Source organism: Synechococcus sp. YX-04-1, from assembly GCF_030546365.1.
Classification (GTDB): Bacteria; Cyanobacteriota; Cyanobacteriia; order PCC-6307; family Cyanobiaceae; genus Parasynechococcus.
Genome location: NZ_JAUONZ010000008.1, coordinates 34578 through 59071 on the forward strand (window position 1 = coordinate 34578; position 24494 = coordinate 59071).

A 24494-nucleotide genomic window follows, 5' to 3' on the forward strand; every position below is an offset into this window, starting at 1 on the left:
AAGTGAAATTTGTGGATGGCTTCAGGAGCAATTAAGCCATGTTGGCCGTGTATTCCAAAGCACATCCTTCGGTGATCGGAGCCTGCTGGAGGTAAGGTTCTTCCATCAAGAATTCTTGATGTATTAATGGGTCTGTTCGAGCGCTATCTCTCTGTCTGGATCGCCCTGGCGATCGTGGCTGGGGTTGGCCTCGGCGCTTTTTTTCCTGATGCGGCGGCAAGCATCGCAGCCCTGGAGACTCTGGGGATCAACCTGCCGATCGCGGTGCTGATCTGGGGAATGATTTTCCCGATGATGCTGGCGGTCGACTTCTCCTCCATCGGAGCGATTCGCCAGCAGCCACGGGGGCTGTTGGTGACAGCTGTCGTGAACTGGGTGATCAAGCCCTTCACCATGACAGCCCTTGCCTGGCTGTTCATCCGTGGCGTGTTTTCCGCGTGGATCCCGGCAGCCGTCGGCCAGGAGTACGTGGCCGGGATGATCCTTCTCGGGGTCGCTCCTTGTACGGCGATGGTGTTTGTGTGGAGTCGCCTTAGCGACGGTGATCCCAACTACACCCTGGTGCAGGTCGCGTTGAACGACGTGATCATGGTGTTCGCCTTCGCTCCGATTGCGGCGCTTCTTCTGGGGGTTTCGGAGGTGTTGGTGCCTTGGGACACGATGCTTACGGCGGTTGGGCTGTTCGTCGTGGTTCCCCTAGTGGCCGGGTGGTTGACGAGGGTGAGTTTGAGAAGTGCTCGCCGGATTGAGCGGTTGGAGACGCGGCTTAAGCCCCTGGCGATTGGCGCCTTGATCGCCACCGTGTTGCTGCTGTTCATGGTGCAGGCCCAGGCGATCCTGGCCAATCCGCTGGCCATCGTCTTAATCGCCATTCCTCTCATCCTCCAGACCTATTTGATCTTCTGGATCACAGCGTTTTGGATGCGCTCAGCAGGCCAGCCGCGATCGATTGCGGCACCTGGGGCCATGATCGGCGCGTCCAACTTTTTTGAGTTGGCGGTTGCGGTGGCAATCAGCCTGTTCGGTTTGAACTCCGGGGCTGCATTGGCCACGGTTGTTGGTGTGCTGGTGGAGGTTCCAGTGATGCTGTCGCTGGTGGCGGTTGCCAATCGGAACCGACGCCTGTTCCCTGCCTGAGAGGAGCAGCGTGATGCCCAGGCCGCTGCAGGTGTTTGTTCAGTTTTTCGTGTTGGGGCTGACCTCCTTCGGAGGCCCCGTGGCCCATCTCGGTTACTTCCACGAGCGCTTTGTGCAGCGGGAGCGTTGGATTACCGCTGAGGCCTACGCCGATCTCGTTGGGCTCTGTCAGCTGTTGCCCGGTCCTTCGAGTTCCCAGGTGGGCATGGGTCTGGGGCTGATGCGGGCCGGTTGGCTTGGAGGGCTGGCGGCCTGGGCGGGGTTCACCTTGCCCTCCGCCGTGTTGATGGTGCTGGCAGCGTCGCTGCTTTCGTCCCATCCCACCTGGATGGACGGGGGCTGGGTGCATGGCTTGATGGTGGCGGCTGTGGCTGTGGTGGCCCAGGCCGTTCTGGGCCTGCAGCGCAAACTGGCTCCCGATCGGCAGCGGGCCAGCTTGATGGTGGCGGCAGCTGTGCTGGTGCTGTTGGTCCCACGCGTCTGGGCTCAGCTGTTGGCACTGCTGCTTGGTGGCCTGGTGGGGTTTTGTGCTCTGAAGCCGCCAGAACTGGAGCCATTGGCGCCTGAACGTCTCGTGGTTCCATTGCAGCGCTCGGTGGCGCTGGGGTTGCTGGCCTGTGTAGTGCTGCTGTTCGTGGCTCTGCCCTGGCTTTCCGCTGAGGCCAGGCCGCTGCTGGTGCAGCAGCTCAGTGGATTCCTGCGCACGGGTGCCTTGGTGTTCGGTGGTGGCCATGTGGTGCTCCCTTTGCTGGAGCAAGCGCTGGTGCCCAACGGTTGGATCGACCTGCAGCAGTTCCTTGCGGGGTATGGCGCCGCTCAGGCGGTGCCGGGGCCGATGTTCAGCTTCGCGGCCTTTCTTGGCTTTGATCTGCAGCCTGGGCTTCAGGGCATCGCCGGTTCTGTGATTGCGCTCATCGCTCTCTTTTTACCTTCGTTCTTTTTGATTGGCGGGCTCTTGCCCTTCTGGAGTGATCTGGGCCGATTGGCTCCGATGCGTCGTGCCCTGCTTGGCATCAATGCATCGGTGGTGGGCATCTTGCTGGCGGCCTTGTTTCAACCCGTCTGGCAAACGGGAATCCGCGGTGGCGCTGAGTTCAGCCTGGCGTTGGTGGCGTTTGTATTGTTGGTGAGCTGGCGGCAACCGGCCTGGCGGGTGGTGCTGTTCTGTGCCGGGGTGGGTGGTTTGACCTTGGCCTGATGGATTCCTTTGCAGAATCACTGAATTGATGTGGAGCCTGTTGGGTGGAGCTTCTTATGAAAGATTTCTCCAGTGCCTACTTGATGATTCGCATTAGCGGAGGGGCCTTTAGAGCGATCTAACTCGCAAGGTCAATTGCCTGGATCGACTCCCATGGCATGACTTTGATTTTCCTTGGCGGCAGAAAAATCATCACTCAGCTTCTGCCAGGAGGTGCCCAGAGCTTGCACCGCTTGGTCAGGGGAGTGCGACAGAGGTCACCAACGGTTAATGGGCGGTTCCTTCTGGCGCGTGGAGGGAGCAGAGCAGAGGCCTTAGGAAATCGATTGCTCATCCGATAGCCAGGAGCCTCATCTGCTGATGGTGCAGAGTGCTGTTATGAAACAGCCGAACACTCAGCAACTGCGATCGCTTCGGCTTTATGCGCTCGCTCGGGATGACAGGGCCGTAGCGGAACTGAATTCACGCATATCCAACTCTCCGGATTACCTGATTGACGAACTGATGATTCGTCACGGATGGCCTGCCCACGAAGCTCTCTGTGCAGTCCAGCAACTTCAAGAGGAAGCCCTCCGGGGCACGTCAGATCAGCAAGTCTCCTGATTGGTTCCCATTCAAAGTGGGCCAATAGGCACAGCTGATGAAACAGCTCAGTCTCAATTACAGCTCCCCGGGCTGATTAGGGTTATTCGCAAATTCAAGGTCATCCCAAGTGAGCTCAACCCAGTTGAGACCCTCTTCAATCTCTTGTTTGAGAACCGCAGCCTTTTCGTGAGCGCCATCGGCGACGAGGCTTAAATATCTTTTGTATTCAGCCAACCAGGCAACGATGTTTGGAGTGCTGTTGGTCATGTTCTGATCGACAAGTTGCACAGTGAAAAAAATTTCGACTGTGGACGCTTACCCGTGATGCGATGAGGGCAGGTTGCTTTAACCCAACTGTTCCCTCATCTTGCCACCTCAGTTTGACCCGGATGAGAGAAGGGTCGGCACGAGCATGACGCCCACACACTGATACCAGTTTCACGGTTTGGCATCAGTAGTAATTCAGGAAATCCGCCGCAATGACGGCTTGGTGATGGCCATGGAGTGAGTGCCGATATGCCTTTATTTCCGCTACGCAAGGTCGCCCGGCGGCGAAGACCAAGCCCACTAATCGGTTGTTCATTTCTAGAGAATGCCTCGGTGCAGAGGGCCAGCACATTTCTTCCAGCCCATCGACTTGAGCATGTTCCATTTCTCCAGAGCCTCTTCATGTGTCATCAGTTGACTCCCCTGAGGGATCGGGTCGTCAGGTGGTCGCCAATGGAAGCTGCGCAAGCAGATCAAATCATTTCGAGAGTCAACTTGATGGCTGGTGAACTGGCAGTAAAGCCGCTGTGGCTCATTAGCAAGCCAGGCGACAACATGCTTGTACGAAAGCTTTTCAGTGATGAGTTCGCTCCATAAGAGATGAACCTGGTTGATCCCTCAGGCGTCTTTTTTCGTAGTTGAGCTGGCGAAGCTTCTCGATGTGCTGCTCATGCTCTCCGCTGCTCCAGTGTTGGGGGAAGGCGACTCGGGCTTGAAGCTCCGAGATCTCGTTGTTGAGTTCTCTCGCTAGGTCCTCAGACCAAATTTCTCTTCCACACTGATCCATGACTCGCTGTAAGGGGCGAAAATACAGAAAAAAGGCAGAAGAGCTCCTCACTCCAGATCAACATTGACGAATGAAAGTGGCAGTTTGTCTTTCATTAGCGTGAAATTAACTCTGGAGTCATCTGCAGCCGACTTCGCAGGTTGCACAACGCCCTGGTCTCTAACCGACGAACCCATTCCCGGGAAACACCCATTTTTTTGCCGATTTCGGCAAGGGTGTGTCCTTCAAAGAAGCGCATCAGAATGATTTGGGCATCTTGCTCATTGAGCCGACTGAGTACGGCTTGGACTGCTTCTTCCGCATCAGTCACCTCCGGCTCGTCCCCATTGGACGCGATTAGATCCATAAGGCTTCTGCCTCCGTCTGTGAGTGCTGAATCGAGAGAGAAGCAGCGGGTACGTAAATCGTCTGCAAGGGTCTTCGTTACTTCTTCCACTGTTACGTCCAACTGATCAGAGATCTGTTGCACCGTCGGCTGCTCCTCTAGCTCCAATGTCAGCCGGTTTCTTACAGTTTTGATTTTTGAGAGCAGCTCCCTCCGGTTTGAGGGAATTCGAATCGTTCTGGTCTGCTGGCTGATTGCTCTGTTGAGCCCCTGACGAATCCACCAGTAGGCGTAAGTCGAAAACTTGTAGCCTCTGGTTGCATCGAATTTTTCGGCGGCTCGGCTTAGGCCCAGAGAACCCTCTTGGACCATGTCTTGTAACTCAAGACCACGCCCCAGGTTTTTTTTGCAAACGGAAACAACCAAGCGGAGATTGCCTGACATCAGCCGTTCCTTAGCCCGCTTGCCCCGCCGCTGAACTTGTGTGGGTGCGGCTTCGGGTCCGCCAACGTATTGGAGCCATGCCTGGATCTGATGCGAGCAGTAGATCTCCTCTTGGTCCGTTAGTAGTGGAACCCGTCCAATCTCTTGCAAATAGTCGCCGAAAGAGTCCATGAGGCGACCATTGATTCAGCGATCGTTGCAGGTGTTTCTGCAGCGATCGCAGAACCATCCAGATTTCTCCGCACATCTGCTTGCATTCAACATCTTTCACCTGTGCCGTACTAAAGGCGACGGAGGCTGCGCGATTACGCGATCGTGGCTTCGCAGAAGATGCGGAGCGTGATCGAGCCAGCTGAAGCTCAGTTAAATCCTGCGCTTTGCTCTGACTTTGAGGGCCTGCTTGTTGCTCCAAATAGCGAGGTAAACCCCAAGCCCTAAGCCGATCAGCAGAAGAAGAGGGCTCATTTTTGGGAGATCTTGCTCAGGTTGCATCCTGGTGAACGCCGCAAGCTCTGGATTTAGACATTTCTGGATCTGCAGAGCAAAGGCGTTTGATCAGTTCATCGTGATCGTGCTCCGACAATGAGCCGTCAGCAGACCACTTCAAGCAAGTTCTTTCGGTCCAAGTTTTGGGAATGAAGGCCGGAGTCATGAACACCTCCTGTCTTGATTGTGCCAATCTCCCATTCGACACAAGCTCCTCAATACCCCTGCATGGGGACAAAAAACCTGGAGTGTGACTTCCCCAGGTGGCTTCTTGAGAGAATGAGGAAAGCCCTGTTGTCTTCGGTTCAGGGCTTCCGCTCACTGATCAGTTGAAGGTTGGTGAATGCAGCTGATGGGATCAATCAACTCAGCCTTCCCGGCATGGGGTCTATTTGGCTTCCGGGCTAAGGCCTGAGTTTCAAAGCAATCAAAAGAATTAAGGGCTGATTCCCCCTTCTGTTTATTGGCTCGGATCTGTTTCATGTGAGGCTGAAGTGGACAGGCGAGAGCGCGAAATGGATGATGTTTGCCGTCGTTGATGAGAGTCCCCATCGGTTCTGCGTTAACCGTGCAGATGATCTGCATTGGAATCTTGGAGCTGCTATTGGTCTAACCATCACCTTGTACCTGTCGAGGCATCAAAGCAAACATTCCAACTGTCTTGATAACGTCTTGGTAAGTCGCGATTTTGACTAGCGCTTTTGATGTATGCAGACAGGTTGAAGCATTGCGACTAGCCCGTGGAGGCTGACGGCGAGCAGCTTTCATTTACTTCGTCTGCGTATTCCCGCTCGAGGTGCTCAAGGCGAGCCAGGCACTTTTCTGCATCTGCCCAGTGGCCAAAGCGGCTGAACCATCTGCTGCGTAGCCCTTCCCACCTAATGCCCCAACGCAGCGACTCGGCGTAGCTCCGTGATGCTCCGCCGCTGTAAGTGAGCCGACTTCGCGTTGAACGTTTAGAAATTGGAGCCTCCTCCATGAAGGAGACCCTTAGGACGGGCATCCGCTGAACCACTTCTAGTGGGTTGGCTCACCAGCTGTGGATGTCAACCCCACCACCAGCCTGTGCATTGACGACTGTTGTAATTGAATCTTCTGCTGATCAAGCGATTTTGGCCGTGAGGAGGTCCTTGCGACAACTGGTCTGCTGCCGCGATGAATTCGAACCCTTCTCCGAACGATGCCCGATGTTGCCTGATCCCATAGATGAATATGGGTGGAAATAAAGAGGCTTAGTTGGTTTTGAAGAAAGGGCAGTTTTTTAATGAGCCGGAGATGCCCCACTCTCGGATTACTTCCCCTATGACGCCTTGCTGTTTTTGCATGGGCGTCCACCCCTCTTCAGGTTGAGCCACATTGCTTTCTCAAGCGACGTGAGCTTTGGAGACGTTTCATCCAAGGCAGCTGTTGCACGTGCCCTTGCCGCAATGATGAAACGCGCTGTCTTATCTACCCCGTCGAAAGCCATTTTCCTAAAGAGGCAGAGCAATAAAATCTAGGGTTGTGAAATTTGGCTTGCATCGAATGACAGTGAGCCCTCACTTCAAGCGAGGGCAAGAGCTGCCTGGGATCGACTCTCTCCAGAGAACCCCTTTTGCAGTGCCGAGCACCGACCGCAACGATTCGCATCAGCAGCGGTTAACGTTTCTTTACAAAAAGGTGCGCTCTGTGCTTTCTGGCTTATTCCCTCTCGCTTACGCCATTGTCTTGACGTGCTTGCTCCTGCAGGCGTTTCGGATGATGCGTTTGTCTTCTGCCTCAGTGGCCAGCGCGCCGAGGGACCGGACAGGCCTCAAAACCATTCATCCAGAACTGCTGGATGAGAACGGTCTGATGACCAACGAAGAACTCTGGACTGTTCGCTTCTCGGACCAGGAGGGCGTTGTTTTCCCTGAAGCTTGAGCGTGATTATCGACTTTGGTTTCAGCAGGCTCGACATGTCGCGTCGTTTCCGGAAAGTCGCCGCGTTCAAGGGACGATGATGTTGGCCCTCTGCCTCACCAAAGACCGGCCTGTTGCTGTCTGATCTGACAGCTCGGCTTCCGATCCTGTTGCTCGACCACGACAAACGTTCCACATCTGATCGATTTATGTCGCTGCTCGCATTCCGGGCAGTGATGCGCGAAAGTACCAAAACGCGAATGGGCCGAGAGACCACAACGCGAGACCCGAATAAAAGGACCTCTCAATGAGCGGAAGAAGAATGCATCCCCTTTTAATGGGTGTGGATAATGCGCGAAAAATCGCGAAACAGCACGTTGAGCTGACTGGTAATGAATCGGCTCAGCGCAAACGTTTTCTCCGTGCTGTAGCAGAAGAATCAGAAACTAAGGTGAAAGCGGAGTCGTCGCCTGAGCGTCAAAAGCCGCGGCATCTCCAAGTGGTTGTTTCCCCCTAGTGGATCGCCCCTTAGAAAGATGTAAGTGACAGGTCAGATCTATTTAGACAGCTCGAAGGCTCCAGCGCCTTCATCGGGGAAGGTCCATGGCTTTTCCACCTCGTTCGATTTGCGCTTCAGCCAGGCCTCAAAGCTGTCCTCGTCTTGCTCAAGGATCGGTCGGTCGGCTGGATGGATTCCCATCCAAACACCTTATTTTGATTTTCCTTGGCGGCAGGAAAAGCACTACCCAGCTTTAGAAAAGCTGCCATTTTGATTTAACAGCTAGGTGCTCAGAGCCCGCAGAGCAAAGAAACCAGTATCTCGGAGCAGTCCCAACTGTGTGGGCGGGTTTGCGATCCTGGAATGGCGGTTCTCCTAACTCAAATTTGCAAGAGTTGGGTGTAGAACTAGATCAGTAGATAGAGGTGTCAATGCTCAACCAATTCACTCTCACGGCCACCACTTCCGTGGCCATTATTGGCCTAATGGCACTGCTGTATGGCGGTGTGCGGTTCCTACAAAACCATTAATCACAATGAAGAAGGTTTTACGCCCACTTCGCCGGGCGGCTGTCTACGGATCTTTCAGCTACCTGGGCTTAGTCGTGATCAATAACAGCGGCCTTGACCTACCCAGTCTTTGGATTGCTTACCTACCAATGTTTGTCGGTGTTTATGCCCTTTCGATATGGATCGATCAGAGATTCAGCTCATAATGACCTCTAGCCCTAGGGGTGATTGTTCGACTCGAATACATATTTAAGACTCCCTGACTGACTTGTACCTAAGAGTGCTAGGCATGTTGGAAAAGCTCAATTCAACGATTCAGCTTTTCAGGCAATGAGTCTTGACTCCGACGTCATACAGGAGTCTTCGTTGTGGTGGGGTGGTGGTAACGGCGATTCCGCTGCTACTTGGCTCCCAGTTGGCCTTGGAATGTTTTGCAATTGGGTGTGTTCAAGAGCAACTCGCGATAATGCAGAAACCGATCCCATATGCCTGAGAAGGCAATCCATGACGGCATTCCGATTTCTTTGTCAGTGTTCAGCTGCTGTGCGCACGGGCTTGGTTGGAGTTTTTGTGGTTGGCTCGCTGCTTTCGGTGATTCAGCCGGTTCAGGCGCACGGCGATATCAAAGGGGGTGCTGCGATGCCCGACACCAGCAGGGCGACGGGGCCCCAGATGACGGTGTATCGATCGGCGAGTTGCGGTTGCTGTATGTCATGGGGATCGCACATCGCTTCAGCGGGATTTCGCATTGATGACCATGTCACTGAGGACATGGATGTTGTGAAAAAGGCGCGTGGTGTCAGCCCTCAACAGGCTTCGTGTCATACCGCGGTTGTGGAGGGATATGTGATCGAAGGGCATGTGCCTGCTTCTGCGATCCAGAGGCTGTTGAAGGAACGGCCCAATATCCGTGGTCTTGCTGTTCCAGGGATGCCAATGGGTTCTCCTGGGATGGAGGTGGCTGGCGTCGAGGCTGAACGTTTCGAGGTGCTTGCAATTGCCCATGACGGAACAACCTCCGTCTTCGCGCGTTACTAAGCGGTTTCAGGGAGACCGCTTCAGGGAATGAGGAGTCATCGCGATAGTTTCAAGAGCATCGCTGCACCAGACACTGTCACGATGACGGTGAGCCCACCCAAGAGCACTGGGTAGACGGGCTGAAGGTTCAGAACACCGAAATTCCCGGTGTGGATCTTGAGCAGCCAGAAGGCATCAATGTCTTGCTCCAAAAGCAAGCTGTAGAGAGATCCCGTGCCTGCGGTGATCAGCAACGGAACAGCCGCTATTGGAACCAGCCAACGGTGAACCTTGCGTGCTCGCCGTGAAAGCGAACTTTGGTTCATTGCTTGCGAAGTTGGCGATGGAGTTCACGCTCATCTGCGCAGGGCATCCACTTTCCGTTGTTCTGATGCACCGTCGTACAACCAATTTCACTTGCACGTTGTTGCGCGTCAGCTTTGGATTGGTAGATGCCTTTGCCGTGAGCATGGCTGGCCATGGGATGAACAATGAAAGCAGCGACGAGGGCGAATGAGATGGAGATCCAGCCCATCATCCTTGGGGTGAAGGCATTAAAAGTGATTGCTTTCACAGCGCGAAAAGGCCATCAAATTTGTAGTGGTCAGGCTTATTCATGCCCTTGCTTTGCAGCATTTTGCGGAGATCAATGATCTCTTTGCGCTGGGCGACGATGATGTCCCGTGCAAGGCGAAGGATGGTGGGGTTGGTGGAGTTTTCGCGAGCCTCATGGGCCATCTGAAGCGCGCCGCCATGGTGCTCAATCATTCCCTCTAGGAACCACTGCACCCTGTTGTCGCGTGTCGGCTTCGTCCCCGACATGCGCATCGCTGCAATTACATCAGGACTCATGCGCACCAGATCTGCCATGGAGTTGGGGTCCCCGTTAGGGCGCAATGCCACGGGATAAACCGGTGCATCGGGATACCAGGCTTTGCGCCATTGGCGCATCGCCTTGATCTCACGGGCCTGCTCGTTCCAGATGCCGTTTGCCAACGCCCCCACCCCAGGGGCGCCGATGTTGAAGACGTATTCACTCATCCGCAACGCACCGGCGTGGTGCTCCACCATTCCGTCGATAAAGCGCAGGTCATAGGTGCTGCCTGCGGGGCCCATGCCATGGGCGTGGTGCTGATGCGTGCCGGAATGGGTGGGTGCTGCCTCTTTTGTTTCCTCAGGCGCTGCGTGATGCATCTCATGGCCGTGATGCCCATGGTGATGGTCCTTTTGGGCTAATGCAACCTGCGAGGTCAGTGCCGAGATCGCAGTCAGGGCAAGGGCAAGACGTCGCACTTTTGGGAAGAGTCAGTTTGGTTACTTTAGAAATCTCGAGCCTGGTTTGCACCTTGATTCTTGGTTCTGGGCTCGTCTGAATCTGAGCTTGCGCTGCGGGTGCTCGATCGGTGATCAAGACCTGTGATCATGGGGCTGGAGCTATCGAATCCAGGGTGCGCGAGAGGCTTGGCAATGAATAGTCGTGTCGACCAGTACTGGGGTTTCTGGCCGCTGCTGCCACTTGAGGCCAAGTCCTTGCAATGGATTTGAAGGTCTTGTCCCTTAGTTGTCCCTGGAATTTGGTGCAACTGGGTGTGTTCATGAGCTACCCGCGATAGTGCCGTGACTCGATTCAATGCGCTGCATTGCGGAATCCATGAAGGCATCGCGTTTTGCGCTGCAGTGTTCAGCTGCCGTGCAACAGGGCTTTGTTGGAGCCTTCGTGGTCGTCTCGCTGCTTTCGGCGATTCAACCGGTTTAGGCGCATGGTGATGTGAAAGGGAATGCGGCGATGCCCGACACCAGCAGCGCTACCGGTCCGTAGATGACGGTGTATCGATCGGCGAGCTGTGGTTGCTGTACGTCATGGGGATCCCATATCGCTTCAGCGGGATTCCGCATTGATGAACATGTCACCGAGGACATGGATGCCGTGAAGAAAGCGCGTGGTGTCAGCCCACAACAAGCTTCTTGCCATACCGCGGTTGTGGAGGGATATGTGATCGAAGGGCATGTGCTTGCTTCTGCGATCCAACTTCTTTTGGCGGAACGGCCCAACATCCGAGGTCTGGCAGTTCCAGGGATGCCAATGGGTTCTCCGGGGATGGAGGTTGCTGGCGTCGAGGCTGAACCTTTCGAGGTGCTCGTCATAGCCCATGACGGAACAACCTCCGTTTTCGCGCGTTATTAGCTGTTTCAGGGAGACCACTTCAGGGAATGAGGTGTCATCGCGATGGCTTCAAGAACATCGCTGCACCCGACGCTGTCACGATGACGGTGAGGCCACCCAAGAACATTGGGTGGATGGGCTGAAGGTTCAGAACACCAAAGTTCCCGGTGTTGATCTTGAGCAGCCAGAAGGCATCAATATTTTTGCAATTAACAGGCCTTGCTGGCCTGGATGGAAAGGATAAACAGACCGTAAAAGTAGGTTTATTTTTCGGTCGACAAAAACATTCCGCCTTATGCACTTAGTGCATAAGGCTAGTTTCCCTACCTATGTTAATATTAGGAAATTAACCGAGGATGGTCTATGGCTAGCATCCGAGGCAGAGTAATAAAGCCTACAGTTCTTTCTGGATCTGGAGATACTGTATCAACCCATTTGCGATGGGATGACACACAAAGCGACACCCCCTTTTCTTTTCATTGGATTCAGGAAAATGGCGATTCCATATTGATTGATGGAGAAGCCCCTTATGACAACTACCATGCAATCGTGCATGAAGGCGAAGGAATTGAGATTAATGTCTCGTATCCTGTTGACTTAGGTGAGCGGGGATATTTAAAAATAAGCGGCGAAGACCTTGATCTAAATGATGATTTCTCAATCTACGACAAAAGATCAGGGGGTATTTTAGAGCCAATTAACAGTGGCGAGGCTGCAATCTTCTCTTTTGATGCAGGGCAATGGAATCAAGATTGGTTTCATTTTACTTTTCGTAGAGACGAAAGTATTGAAAACCCCAAAGCAATCAATTTTGAATTATTTTACGATAAAGATCTTGCCTCGCCTGCAAATCAATCCTTTTCTTTGACACTTAAGGATAGTAATGATCGGATTTATCTTGAAGAGGATATTGCAGAGCTTGGCAGAGAAGGCCAGCCTGCTATCAGTAAAAATGGGCATTACTTAGCTATTGGACTTGATAATGCGATTCTGGTCAAGGATATCAGAGATAATAGCTCCAAAGTTATTGAGCTTGACAGGGCTACGCCCTACGGAAATTATCAGATAGAGGCAATAACAAATGAAGCTGATAAGATATATCTTCGAACTTGGAATAGTTTTAGCCCGTCAGTCAATGGAAATGATTCGGATAATAATACTGGTTCTGGCGGTAGCGGGTTGTATGAGATCACGGTCTCAGAATCGAATTCTATCGATAGAGCCCAAAGGCTAGATGTTGATCAAAATGGTGAAACATTTACTTATCAGGGATGGAGCCCTGAGCATGGCGACTTTGATCTGTCCGGCGACGAAAAATCAATTGTATTCGCCATTCGCGATACTGCAGACTCAGTAACGTGGGGAGATCAGCAAGTAAAGGTCTACAAAAAGGATTTGTCTAGCGGTGAAATATTGAGGATTGATCAGTCAACCTTCAGTGACTCATTAGGATACTCGTCAAGACCAAGAATTAATTATGACGGATCAAAAGTACTCTTTGAGTCAAGCCTGGATCTCACAGGTGAGCTTGGCATCATTGATTCATCACAAGGAAATAACATATACCTATGGGATGAATCTTATGGTCTGAGTCTTGTCTATAGGACGCCAGAAGGAAGCATCATTGACTCCCAGTATGGGTGGCATGCAAATTTTGATCAAGAGGGGAGACAAGTAGTCTTTCAAACCGGCAAAGCGCTTGCTACAGAAGATATTAATAGCATTTCAGATGTTTATCTCAAAAACTTGGGGTCTGGGGCGATTGACCTGATCTCTAACCAGACTGTGCTCAAGCAAGAGCCAGGTGGTGAATTTGACTCGCAAGTTGGTGGCATTTATCCTCAAATATCGCCAGGTGGTAAATATGTGTATTATCAAAGATATGACTACAACTCTGAGGGTTCATATCTATTCGCTTATGACATTGAGTCTGGTCTTACAAGCGAGATTCCAGGAGTAGCCCATAAGAACTCTGAATATCACACTTCTGAAAGTATAGAGGCGCTCTCAAGTGAGGGTGCTCTGCTTTGGACTTGGCGAGATTATGCAGCCTCTGATAATGATGGAGATGCAGATTATTACTTTATAAGACACGTAAATGATGGATTTGACTGGACTCCAGATTCGCTAGGAATTAGCTATCAGCTTAATCACGCCTCTTCCGAGGCTGCATTGTCTCAGCTTGCAGTCCTTGGAGATTCGGTGAGCGAAGGGAGCATCTTTCAACTTTCTGTCTTTGCTGAATCGTTTCTTGCTGACCACTTAATTGAGTCTACGGATCTCACCATTGACTTTGACCCAGAACTTTTTGGCGAAATTAATGCATCTGACATAACAATCGGTGGCTCCCTGCCAATTGTAAATGCTGTTCAAATCGATAACGAAGCTGGGACTATTCGAATCGCAGCAGCGAGTCTGGCCGATTTGAACCAAGGCTCTAGTATTTCGGCTAATACTCCATTGGCATCCATTAATTTGGACTTCGATGAAGAGCAAATAAAGCTGCTTGAGAAGAACGAAGACGGCAGCCTGAAAATTAACCCCTTGTCTTTCCAGATCACCGCCAATGATCAGGAAACCGTCTTCTCCAAGACATTTACTGATGACTCTGGACTGACGAACCGCGAAATCGTCTCCCTTGCAGATCTAGGAGGCGGCATTGAAGTCACAGGGCAAGACGTCACTCTCTATGAAGCCAAGGTCAATCTTGCTCAGCAAGGTGACGGCCTGGTGTTGGGGACCCAGCGCGTTATCGGTTCTGATGCGTCAACAACGAACCTGGTTCGCTCTGGTGACACTCTCACCACCAGCGCTGAATGGCTCAACGTTGGCAATATTCAAGCCAACAACCTCAGCTACGAGAGCCTCTACAACCAGAATGCGTCACTCGTCAGCGCTGACTTCTCCAAGAGCAGCATTGCTAGTGGTTCATTCATTGACGGTGTGTTTGTCAAAGATGCACGTGAGTCGACAGTCCTCACGACGGATATCAAGATCACCGGTGAAGCCGGCAACGTCGTTGATCTGTCCGATGGCATCGTCTCTGTCAAAGCAGACGCTGAAGGATCTGATTCCTTCTCCAATGCAGGCAAAGGCTCATCGAATCTGATCACCTTCCAGGGTGACCTCAACTACGACGGCCGTGTCTCGATGAAGGACCTGGCCTATCTCAATGCAGGTGCGGCAAGGCAACAGCTGGTTGATGGCACTGATGAGAACGGCAATGCAGTGCAAGTTGCATCGGAAGCCAGCTACGCACGCGATGTCGATGCTGACTTCAGCGGCAAGATTGATCTGGCTGACTTGTCTGTGCTCGATGCCGACTGGGGCAAGACCCTCCACACCGGTGATGAACAGTTCCAGGGCTCTGCTGATGTGTCTTGGAGCGAACTCGACAGTCAGGGCACGAGTTCCACCTGGGAGAACGATTCCTTCAAAGACCAGAACGCCATTGAGGCTGAAGACAGCTATGTCGGATCCCTTGAATCACCTGCAGCAGCAGGCGTGATCGGTGCTGATGGCAATACCACGGCCAACGACAACGACATCACTGGTACTGAGTTCCAGGATCAGATCCCTGCCTAATTTGGGGTTCAACTCATAGGGTCATTGCCTGGAGCTGTGGAAGCAAGGTGATAGGGAGGTTGGTCGATGGCTAGAAGTGCTGATCAGTACTGGGGTTTCTGGCCGCTGCTGCCACTTAGCTATTTGTCGTGGCAAGAGGTCTGAGGGGCTTGTCCCTGAGTTGTCCCTCGTTTTTTGTGCAACTGGGTTGAATGATGGGCAACTGGATGACCATCCGAGAACACCGCAAAGATTGGCTTCGGCGCGGTGCCTACAGCAAGTGACCGAATGGTTGATTTGATCTGAGTTCAGGATTGGAGCACTCAGTTGAATGATCGGATCGGCTCCCTAGCGTTAATCAGGGATGCAGGAATGAAAGAGGCGATGACATGAGCCAAACATCAAGGCTCGCCCGGCAGGTGACGCTCGACGAAGCGTGGTCGTCTTCAGCGCATAGTGAAATTTGCTGTCTGATCTATGCCACCCAAAACGGCTGGAAGCTCCCCATCCTGTTTGAAGAAATGGGTGTGCCCTATGACTGGGCACTGGTGGACTTTGAGAAGGGTGAGCAGCGCAGTGAGCGTTTTCTTTCCATCAACCCAAACGGTCGGATTCCAGCACTGATTGATCGTGCGCGCGGAGTAACAGTCGCCGAGTCAGGAGCCATCTTGGAGTACAGCGCGGCTCGCTTCGCGAGCCCTTTGCTGCCTCCTGCCGATGAGGACCTGCAGCTGCACCTGCAGACGAAGCAATGGCTCCATTGGCAGGTCAGCGCCCTCGGGCCTTCGATGGGGCAAGCCATGTACTTTCAGCGTATCGCCAAGGTTCGCGGCCACAACGATCCCTTCGCCATTGGTCGCTTCATTGCCGAAGCGGAACGTTGTTTGCACATGCTCGACGACCAGCTCGCGTCATCGGGCGGCCCTTTTGTGCTCGGCCAGCGCTGCACACTCGTGGATGTCGCCTGTTTCCCCTACTGCGCTAGTGCCTATTGGGCCAATGTCGATATCTCGGAGATGAGTCATCTGCTTGCCTGGATCGAGATGCTCCACCAGCGTCCGTCCTTCAGTACCGGCCTCACCGTGCCTTTTTCTAGGCCTGCTTTCTTTGGCCCTCCTTATGCAACACCGGACGAGATCGAGTCGGAGATTGCGCGTAACGCCGGTCAGTTCGCTGTGATTTCAAAATCACCCAGTTGAGCTGCCAGGGGTCTCGGCTCCATGAATCCTTGCTGGCAGTGATTTCCGGAGGTGATCCTGTTTGTGCAGAATCACTGCATTGATGGGGAGCGTGGTGGCTGGAGCTGGTGTGAATCCTGCTGATCAGCACTGGGGTTTCTGGCCGCTGCTGCCACTTAACTGTCAGTCACTGGAACAGGTCTGAGGTGCTTGTCCCTGATTTGCCCCTCGTTTTTTGTGCAACTGGGTTTATTCATGAGCAACTCGCGATAATGCAGAGGATCGATTTAATTCGCTTCCTATGCAATGAGGGGCCTGCCGTGACGAACGATCGAGGTCACTTCGTTAGTGGTCGCGTCAACCACCATGTAAGTGCACATCAGCGCCTTCGACTTTGTGCGAGCACACAAATAAGCTCTGAATTCAGTTTGGAAGTAGAGCTCCTTGACCCAACGGTCGGGAGCTTCTTGCTTGACGACGTTGTACACGACTATTACCTGGACCCTTGCTCTAGCAATGCCTTTGCTGCGTCATTGCAAACCACGGAATTTCCGCTGTTTAGGCACCAGCACTTATCCAACGAGTCGGTAATCTTCAGCCAGAATCGCTTTCCCTTTTGAAATCCTCAGCACCTCAGCTGAGTTGCCGGGACTTTCGTACATGACTCGATAGAGCCCGAAAGTATTCAGCGATTTTGCTCGGGCGTTGGTGAAAGCCTTGAACTCAGTCTCGAAGCACTGCTCCTGAAACCAAATGTCGGGCCCATCGCTTCGTTCAACGCAGAACATCATCTGTATTCCTTGAGGCTTTCAGCTTGGAGAGGGCAGAGCTGCTCCCTTGCTATCTCCAAATGAGCTTCGCGATCATTTCCTCAGTTGGCGACCAGTGAGCAAGGGACCCAGTCAGCCTTAGGGCCCCAGCTCGTCAATGGCACAGGATGTTCTTTGGCTGAGCATGCGCATTGACCACCTCGACGAAATCGCTGTCCGCATGGAAGACGGCAGGAATCCTGACGGGAGTGAAGCTGGCAACACTGGCAGCTGAGCTGGGACTTGATTGGCGGAACGTGATAAAGCTGGCGAAGGACAGCTAACGCCTGCGCCTTGCTTTGACTTTTAAGGCTCGCTTGTTGCGCCATACGGCGAGATAACCACTGAGACCTAAGCCAACCAGCACAAGAAAAGGGCTCACCTTTTGTGGGCCTTGCTCACATCTGAATCTTGAGGAAAATTGCAAGCTCCGGATTTAGCCATTTCCGGATCAGTCGCGCAAAGGCGTTCCATCAGTTCATCTTGATCGTGCTCGGACAATGAGCCGTCAGCAGACCATTTCAAGCAAGTTTTACCGATACATGTTCGCGGAATGACGTACGGAGCCATAAGCCCTCCTGTCTCGATTGTTGCAATCTCTCATCCGGCACAAGCGCTTCAATACCCCTGCCTGGGGACAAAAGAAAAACCCTGGAGAGTGACGGCTCCAGGGTGGTTCTCGAGGCAAAGACGAAAACCCTGTCGTCTCAAATCCAGGGCTCTCGCTCGTTGACCGAAGGAGGTGCTGACGCCCCTTCGATCTGTTTAGTTGACTCCTGTTTGGCTTTTTCCAATACCCCCGCATAGGGGTATTGGGCACCTCAAATACATGAGAGGCTCAACTCACGCGGAAGGGCCGAGAGACCAAAACGCGAGACTGATTAGGAGGTCACAGCAATGGCCAGAAGAGATATGCATCCCCTGTTGATGTGGTGGGAAGAAGAACGTCGCAAAGTCGAGAACAAAGCTCTGGAAAGGCTCGACGCTCAGATGACTGGCCTTGAGTCACCTCAACACAAGCGTTTCCTTCGTGCTGAGGCAGAAGAGGTAGTACAGGGCAAAGTCGAATGAATGAGATGAGGCCGACCAAGCTCACCGGTACTTGAGGCTTGCCAGGATCGCGAGAATCAGCGCAATTCCAAGGGTGTGATGTCTCGCCTGTGGCGCTGGATCAGGTGAAGTACGGGAAGCCGATCGGCCACTGGGAACTTGACGTTCGTAGACCGTTTGAAGATTTTCCCAGTTATGACAATCCACCTTTCATGCGGCGCGCCAATCGGTTCGGTCATCTTTGAAGGCATGCATGCTCCTTTTCGTGCTCTCGCCTGTCCATTGCACGCAATATCAACGGGCTCAGAGGAATCTCCTTTGGATTCAGCTCAAAGCCGCCGCGCACGTCGCGATTGAATATTCTCTAGTGGCGCCGGGTCAGACGCTGGGACAACAAAAAAGGGGTAGGCCCCCTAGCCATACTCTCTAATGCGCGACGCATGAAGGCACCACTACTTTCGCTGCAACATTGGTAAAGCAAGTGCCCATGTGTAAGCCCTCCGAACACAAATCAGGCATTAAGACTTAGTGGGCCTTGGGGGTGGCCGTCTGGATTCAGGGGAAGATTCGGTTGACGCGAGCACCACTGCCAAGTCTTGAGAGACGAAATCCAGCGGGTTCCCTCGCCCGCGTCTCCCCCTTCAGCCGCGATGGCATCATCCCGACTCAGGAGCCCAGCCCGTCTCCTTCTGCCACGTCGGTGCCCAGAACTTGCGCTTCTTCCTTAGGCGCTCACTTTGCTGTTTTTGCAGGGGCGTTCACCTCGCTTCAACTTGAGCCACATCGCTTTCTCAAGTGCCGTCAGCTTTGGAGACGTTTCATGCAATGCAGCTTCGGCACGTTGCCTGGCAGCAATGATGAAACGGTCTGTCTTGTCGACTCCGTCGAATCCCATGTCCCTGAAGAGGATGACACTGGCAACGTAGACATACGAACCGTGCGTGCATCGAATGCCAGTGAGCCCTCACTTCAAGCGATGGAAAGGGCTGACTGGGGATTCAATTACCCAACCAAATCTTGGCCGTCGCGAACGATCGCTTTCACATTGTTAGTGATCTGGTCAAAAACTCTGTAACGGCATGCTTTAACCCTCGACATTACACGTGCCCGTAGATAGGCTCACACCTCCTTTTTAAAACACAAATCCTTAATCCATGATGAGGAGCGTCCTCTTGTTGTATGCAGTACAAGGATCGTCCTTACTCACTCCTATCGGTGCTAACACAGCCTGGCGGCCATGTTCGAGGCTTGATCAAGCAGCTTTCTCGTCTGCAAGAGCGGTCATCGGCAGCGCACGGCACTGGGCTGGGCGCAAGTTGAACTCATCGATCAGCAGGCGCTGAATCGCGCCATGTTTCCTTCGTTCTCGCGCCAGCTCACGGGCGCGTTGGATTTGTTCTGAGGAAAAGGTCATTCCTCCCTCGAAGCAAGTGAGTGGTACTGCGTGACAAGTTCTCAGAGCGTGATGGCTTTAATCAGGGGATCTTGGTGACATTCAGACCAGGTCTCTTCTCAAGAAGTCGCCGAACTTCCTCCATTCCCCTGACCACATGACAGACGCCTTCCTGGTCGCAGACCCTGTAGTACTCAAAACCTTCGGGCGCGTTGGTCAGCTTGGTCGGACTCATCTCATTTTCCGGTTTTGGCCTGTGTTTTGTCTTCTGCCTCGGCACGAAGGAAACGATTGTGTTGAGGTGACTCAAGACCAGCCATCTGAGTGCTCGGCCTTTCCAGAGGTTTGTCCTCGGCCTTGCGGTCTGGCTTATCCAACCCCATCAACAGGGGATGAATTCCTCTTCTGCTCATAGTTGAGACCTCCTATGCAGATCTCGCGTCTTGGTCTTTCGGCCTTTCCGCGTGAGACGAATCTCTCATTCAAATGAGAAGCCTGATACCCCCATGTGGGGGTATTGCTACATATCAAACAGGAGTTGACTGAACAAGCAGATGATGTCGTTAGAAGCTCCGCTAGTCCTCGAGCAAAAGCCCTGGGCCTGAGAAGACTGATCCTTTCCCCTCGTATCTGAAGTAAACCCTGGAGCTGTCTCTTCCGGGTTTTTCTCTGGATCGAACGCTCAACACGTTGAGCATTAGTTGTGTCAACACCGAGATGACACGAGAGGGCTCGACGTACTAAGCGGCTGTTGCTCCCATCTGGGGGTAGCTGTTGACGGCCTCGCAGCTGTTGAGTGACAGGGCAGAGAGTTGACCCGGAAGCAGCTCTCAGCAGTGCAGACTGATCTGGAAGTGAAGCCGCTTCCAGATTTTTTGTTACAGCCTTCCCCAGCAGTGCAACAACTCCTTGCTCCAGTAGTCGAGATGGGCCTCGGCGGTGGCCATGTCGTCGCAGTAAACACGGCTGCCGTTAAACTCGGCTAAGTAACGTGGGTTGCTATCACCCACCAGCATGTGAATTGTCCCGCCTAGAGTTGTTCTCAGAACAAGTGAAGGGGCAAGAGACATACTCACCTCCAATTCATTCAAAAGAGAAAATATGATGATGGCTTGTAAGGGTCAAGCTTGATATGAATGAAGATAAAGTACCTAGGTATTTATCCTGTCAAGCTCTTTTTCCAAGTTTGGGTTAAGTACCTAGTCCCAAAAAAGAGACTTCCGTCCTAGGACTAAGTCAGTTCCAAATGAGAGGTCGTATGAAAGGTTTCCTGAAGTGGTTTGGAGATGCTTTCGCCCATGCCATGGGCGCGATTGATGCAGAGGAGAAGAGCCATGTTCCTCCCCCAATTGGCACGACTCCTTACCGAGACCAACCAATGAAGAGAGGCCACGACTACTAGGTGGATGGATTGCTAGGTCTCAGCATTTTCGATGCACCTCTAAGGGCATTGATTGACGGGGATCAGAAAACCCTCCTGCTTTCTTTGAGGCAGGAGGGTTTTTTGTGGGTTGGTTGAGCTGATATTTACTTTGCGCTCAGCAAATCATTTTCAATTTGGACTATTTTGCCTCGTAAGGCAATGAGCGTTAAGACCGATTGCCTTATGCGTGTCCCCTGACGAAAGTGAGTTCATTGAGATCGGAGGCGTCAATGAGAGACGACGGTCCAACTGAGCAGGTTTTAGAAGTCGCCTGACCTTTCGAGCATCTGCTCCACGAGTTTTCTCACCATCCATGGGCTTGCCCTAAATCTCGGCACCATCACTGCCGGGGGGCACTCACCATTGAGTTAGAAAGTCCATCACCTGGAACCTTGGCCCCAGGAGCTTGAAAGGCCCGACACTTCGCCTCTCGCCAGGAATGGCATGCGGCATGGCCCCTGTTCAGCAACCACAGGGGTGTCGGAAGCGAGCAATAGGAGAGGTCACCCCATTCCTGTCGTAGATGGGCTGGCCTCTCATCCTCCGATCGCATCGCGGGGTCAAGAATGAACTAACGAGCGAGTTGTGCCGTCTTTTCAGGGGGAGAGCGGCCCCTGCCTCAATGCATTCCAGGAGAACCATGCAGACCCAATCGAAGTCTCTAAGCCAACAGCGCCTTCTGATGTCTGTGGGTGCAGCGATGGAATGCCGCATCCGCAATGACAGGCAAAGCTATTTCGCTTTGGCTCGTGAGTTGGCCAATGCACAATTCATCCTTGCTGACTCCGAGTTGAGCTGTCGTCTTTGGCAAGACGTCGCCGACCGGGAGTTGGATGTAGCGAGGCTTCTTCATCTGCTCTATGGCGGCTGGGATGTTGAAGACGATGAAGAGATGCTTGAAGCAGACCAGCATTTCCTCTCTCTCAAGTTGGTTTGATTTTCGGATACAGCTCGATTTAGCTGTTCTTCAACTCATCCAAAACAACATCAACAGGCCGTCTTTCTCTCATGGAGAATGGTCTTTTTATTGTCGCTTGTTGTCTGACGACAACCTACCTCGGTTAATCAAGGCATCAGATTATTCTTGCACGCGTTGCTGAAGCTCCACTCGCAGAACATCCATTCGCTGTCAGTGCATTGTTTGGGGAATGATAATCATTCAGGAATTAATCCTCAGGTGTTACTCATTTGCGTTTGATTAACCCAAGGAAGGTGGTAAGACCTTCTCCTTTAGTATTTCCATAATGTCTGAGGGATGTGATGAACACGATTCCAGACTCTGTCAGCTTCAGTCAGCTCTGCAGCTTCCTCAAGGCAAAGGGATCGCAAGATGATTTCACCCAAGAAGTTGCTCTGGATTGGGAGGATCGCTTAAGCGAGATCCTTTTTGAGTTTGAAAGCTCTCTAGACGACTCCACCCAGGAGAAAACAGCCGACCAGCTCATGGCTCTTGGATCATTTCGAACCTATTTGATGCTGAGCCTGAGAGCCCTTAAATCAGCAGGGCTCTGAGTTTAAGAAGCCCTCTGCTTTTAAACGGCTGTTGGGAGCAGAGGGACAGGAGATCTAAACCTCATGGCAAGCGTAGAGGCTTAGCGTCTTGTAGTTTGCACATCCAGAAATCCGCATGCTGTTCAATAGGCTCGGATGAGTCTTTAAGGGATAGAGCCGTAATCCAATCCCAACCTGTAGCCTGAATCGGTGGGAAGATCACCAAGCCCAGGGATCAAATTGATCCATGTGTGTTTTGGATGGTCAATGTCCACCCTCCAGTCGCCGAAATAGCAAACATCTGCGCTTTCGCAGATCAAGGTTGGACAATCGCCGTGGGCGAGGGGCAAAACATGAATTGTCATGATCATTTTCCTTTACTCGTCAAAAATTTTGCAAGCTGAAGTATCTGGATCTATTGAGCAGCGATTTTTCCAGTAATCCTCTCTGCGATTGTGAAAGTGCCTCTCGGCCATCTGCCAGGAGGGGGACGGTTTTAAATTGTTCGGCCTCAAATAAACTGGCTTGATACGTTCAAGTGAGCACTGCTTAGGGTTAAAAGACATACTGCTCCTTATCCTCTTTCAGTATTATCATCAAGAATGGAAAAAAGAAATAGGTACTTAACCAACCTCAATTATCTGGTCTTGTTCTCGTTCGTCGCCCTGGTGATGAGCAGAAAAGCTGATACCAAAAATCATCTTCTTATGTAGAAAGGAAACAGCCACTTAGGAAGCGATGAAAAGACTGACTCCAGCACACCAGCTCAAGCGACGGATTAGTAGAGACGCCGAATTTGCCAAAGGGCTGCGTGCATTAACCAGCACCACTGAAGCTGCCTGGTACTGCAACCTCAACGGAATCGCTATTTCCGCAAAAGAGTTGTTCTTTGAGCGAGGTCGTCTTTGCTCAGATGGAATTCCAACCTGGTCGGCTTAATCCGTCACACTGAGTTGGCTGTAGGGGGGGATGGGCGAGTAGCCATCCCTCACTGGCTTGGGTGAGTAAGCAAAGCCAAAGCTTCTCATTCCCGTTTCCGAGATTTTCCTGCTGCCAGCTTTGGAGGAGTTGTTCAACGGTGACGCCATGGCATCGGATCAAGATGAAGCCTTCATGCGGCGGGCGATTCAGGTGATGAGGGATGCCGGTGTGGTGTACAAAACCGGTGGACCCTTTGGCGCGGTGATCGTCAAGGACGGCCAAGTGATCGCCGTCGCAGGCAACAGCGTGATTCAGGACAAGGATCCCAGTGCCCATGCTGAGGTCAATGCCATCCGCCAGGCCTGCCGCACTCTCGAGAACTGGGATCTCAGTGGTTGCGTGATGTATTCGAGCTGTGAATGTTGTCCGATGTGTTATTCCACCGCTTATTGGGCCAACATTCGCCAGGTCTTCTATGCAGCATCTTGGAGCGATTACGAGGATCTCTTCTCGGATCGGGCGATCAATGACGACATCCGCAGACCGGTGCCGGAAAAGCAGATTCGTATGCAGCAGATCCTTCAGAGCGAAGCCCAGGCGGTGTGGGCCGAGTTTCGTCAGTTGCCTGACGGTGCTCGTTACTGAATCACCGATCCACTCAGAAGAAAAACCCCAGGAGTTAAGTGAAGTCTCCCAGGGTTGCTTTGGCTTCGAACACGGGAGACGGGGTCCAAGACGTCTCCCTCTTGCTAATCAATTCCTTTGAAGCACAACTCGATACCCCCATCTGGGGCTGTCATCGCAACAAAGGGGATTGATCTACCCTGCCGCAGTGGCTTTCTTGACGGCAAACCTCGCGATCATGCTGCAGTTTTTTTTCGCCGACGTCGATTTCCATTCCCATTTCGAACGCCATGGTCACTTCTTGGAATGTCGAGTCATAGACCCTGTACGTTCCCATGGTCTCTGTAGATCTCGTTATGGCTGAGACATAGGCGTCGAACTCAGTCTTGAAACAGCATTGATCGATCCATCGACCATGAGCAACTTGCTTGTGAACACAGAACATCTCACTCACCCCAAGTACATCCACCAAAATGACTCAATCGTCACTGTGCCAGTTGAATCAGGACGGATTCAAAGCTGGCTGAGTTCAGGGTGTCTTTTTTGGCAGTGCGGCCTGCTAGGCATTTTTGTTTGTAACCACATGATGCAGTCATGGGGGACTGTCTTAGAACTGAATTAGCCAATGTTTGCCTATGGATGTTTATTCTTTGTTGCTGATTATCTGTGTCATTTACCTGCTTCTCGTTGATACGAGTGGAGGTCATGGCTGGCATCGATAATTTGGTGATGTGTTATCGAG

18 protein-coding genes are annotated in these 24494 nt (G+C 52.4%); 10 read left to right on the forward strand and 8 right to left on the reverse strand.

Annotated elements, in window-relative coordinates; all coding sequences use genetic code 11:
• The first annotated feature begins 126 nt into the window (after positions 1–126).
• Both arsB and chrA read left to right on the forward strand, forming a co-directional pair.
• On the forward strand, positions 127–1137 hold the full coding sequence (gene arsB / locus Q3Y53_RS12300) for an ACR3 family arsenite efflux transporter (protein ID WP_303536501.1): 1011 nt from the start codon (positions 127–129) through the stop codon (positions 1135–1137).
• 13 nt (positions 1138–1150) lie between these two features.
• On the forward strand, positions 1151–2335 hold the full coding sequence (chrA, locus tag Q3Y53_RS12305; protein WP_303536504.1) for a chromate efflux transporter: 1185 nt from the start codon (positions 1151–1153) through the stop codon (positions 2333–2335).
• Between the two features lie 660 nt (positions 2336–2995).
• On the opposite strand, the gene Q3Y53_RS12310 is transcribed toward chrA, so the two are convergent.
• Both Q3Y53_RS12310 and Q3Y53_RS12315 read right to left on the reverse strand, forming a co-directional pair.
• Positions 2996–3187: a hypothetical protein gene (locus Q3Y53_RS12310; protein ID WP_226424089.1), complete on the reverse strand. Its 192-nt coding sequence runs from the start codon at positions 3185–3187 to the stop codon at positions 2996–2998.
• Positions 3188–4068: 881 nt separating this feature from the next.
• The gene (locus Q3Y53_RS12315) at positions 4069–4914 is read right to left on the reverse strand and encodes a sigma-70 family RNA polymerase sigma factor (protein ID WP_303536508.1); all 846 of its coding nucleotides are present in this window, start codon (positions 4912–4914) and stop codon (positions 4069–4071) included.
• Positions 4915–6897: 1983 nt separating this feature from the next.
• Here Q3Y53_RS12315 and Q3Y53_RS12320 point away from each other — a divergent pair.
• Positions 6898–7131 carry a DUF2973 domain-containing protein gene (locus tag Q3Y53_RS12320; protein WP_303536574.1) on the forward strand — a complete coding sequence of 78 codons (234 nt, stop codon included), beginning with the start codon at positions 6898–6900 and terminating at the stop codon, positions 7129–7131.
• 535 nt (positions 7132–7666) lie between these two features.
• On the opposite strand, the gene Q3Y53_RS12325 is transcribed toward Q3Y53_RS12320, so the two are convergent.
• On the reverse strand, positions 7667–7810 hold the full coding sequence (locus tag Q3Y53_RS12325) for a hypothetical protein (RefSeq protein ID WP_303536511.1): 144 nt from the start codon (positions 7808–7810) through the stop codon (positions 7667–7669).
• An 863-nt stretch (positions 7811–8673) separates the two neighbouring features.
• Here Q3Y53_RS12325 and Q3Y53_RS12335 point away from each other — a divergent pair.
• Positions 8674–9156 carry a DUF411 domain-containing protein gene (locus tag Q3Y53_RS12335; RefSeq protein ID WP_303536514.1) on the forward strand — a complete coding sequence of 161 codons (483 nt, stop codon included), beginning with the start codon at positions 8674–8676 and terminating at the stop codon, positions 9154–9156.
• A 35-nt stretch (positions 9157–9191) separates the two neighbouring features.
• On the opposite strand, the gene Q3Y53_RS12340 is transcribed toward Q3Y53_RS12335, so the two are convergent.
• Genes Q3Y53_RS12340 through Q3Y53_RS12350 form a run of 3 tightly spaced genes read right to left on the reverse strand, consistent with a single transcriptional unit; the run spans position 9192 to position 10428 of the window.
• Positions 9192–9461 (reverse strand): hypothetical protein, encoded by a 270-nt coding sequence (locus tag Q3Y53_RS12340; protein ID WP_303536517.1) that lies wholly within the window; start codon positions 9459–9461, stop codon positions 9192–9194.
• On the reverse strand, positions 9458–9673 hold the full coding sequence (locus tag Q3Y53_RS12345) for a DUF3721 domain-containing protein (RefSeq protein WP_368506451.1): 216 nt from the start codon (positions 9671–9673) through the stop codon (positions 9458–9460). The genes Q3Y53_RS12340 and Q3Y53_RS12345 overlap by 4 nt, the downstream gene beginning before the upstream one ends.
• Positions 9674–9705: 32 nt before the next feature.
• On the reverse strand, positions 9706–10428 hold the full coding sequence (locus Q3Y53_RS12350) for a DUF305 domain-containing protein (protein WP_303536520.1): 723 nt from the start codon (positions 10426–10428) through the stop codon (positions 9706–9708).
• 625 nt (positions 10429–11053) lie between these two features.
• Here Q3Y53_RS12350 and Q3Y53_RS12355 point away from each other — a divergent pair.
• The 3 genes from Q3Y53_RS12355 to Q3Y53_RS12365 all read left to right on the forward strand — a co-directional run bounded on the left by Q3Y53_RS12355 (position 11054) and on the right by Q3Y53_RS12365 (position 16062).
• Positions 11054–11320, forward strand: coding sequence for a DUF411 domain-containing protein (locus Q3Y53_RS12355; RefSeq protein WP_368506449.1), 267 nt, complete (start codon positions 11054–11056; stop codon positions 11318–11320).
• Positions 11321–11734: 414 nt separating this feature from the next.
• The gene (locus Q3Y53_RS12360) at positions 11735–14884 is read left to right on the forward strand and encodes a hypothetical protein (protein WP_303536525.1); all 3150 of its coding nucleotides are present in this window, start codon (positions 11735–11737) and stop codon (positions 14882–14884) included.
• A gap of 368 nt (positions 14885–15252) precedes the next feature.
• Entirely contained in the window at positions 15253–16062 is an 810-nt protein-coding gene (locus tag Q3Y53_RS12365; protein WP_303536528.1) for a glutathione S-transferase family protein, read from the forward strand.
• A 3090-nt stretch (positions 16063–19152) separates the two neighbouring features.
• Here Q3Y53_RS12365 and Q3Y53_RS12370 read toward each other — a convergent pair.
• Positions 19153–19314, reverse strand: a complete 162-nt coding sequence (locus tag Q3Y53_RS12370) for a hypothetical protein (RefSeq protein WP_303536531.1) — start codon at positions 19312–19314, stop codon at positions 19153–19155.
• A gap of 61 nt (positions 19315–19375) precedes the next feature.
• Positions 19376–19528 (reverse strand): hypothetical protein, encoded by a 153-nt coding sequence (locus Q3Y53_RS12375; RefSeq protein WP_303536533.1) that lies wholly within the window; start codon positions 19526–19528, stop codon positions 19376–19378.
• A 1870-nt stretch (positions 19529–21398) separates the two neighbouring features.
• Between Q3Y53_RS12375 and Q3Y53_RS12380 the strand changes: the two genes are divergently transcribed.
• The 3 genes from Q3Y53_RS12380 to Q3Y53_RS12390 all read left to right on the forward strand — a co-directional run bounded on the left by Q3Y53_RS12380 (position 21399) and on the right by Q3Y53_RS12390 (position 23773).
• A complete protein-coding gene (locus Q3Y53_RS12380) occupies positions 21399–21653 on the forward strand; it encodes a hypothetical protein (RefSeq protein ID WP_303536536.1) in 255 nt (84 codons plus the stop codon).
• A 323-nt stretch (positions 21654–21976) separates the two neighbouring features.
• Positions 21977–22228 (forward strand): hypothetical protein, encoded by a 252-nt coding sequence (locus Q3Y53_RS12385; RefSeq protein ID WP_303536539.1) that lies wholly within the window; start codon positions 21977–21979, stop codon positions 22226–22228.
• Positions 22229–23293: 1065 nt separating this feature from the next.
• Positions 23294–23773, forward strand: coding sequence for a nucleoside deaminase (locus Q3Y53_RS12390; protein WP_303536542.1), 480 nt, complete (start codon positions 23294–23296; stop codon positions 23771–23773).
• Positions 23774–24494: the final 721 nt, after the last annotated feature.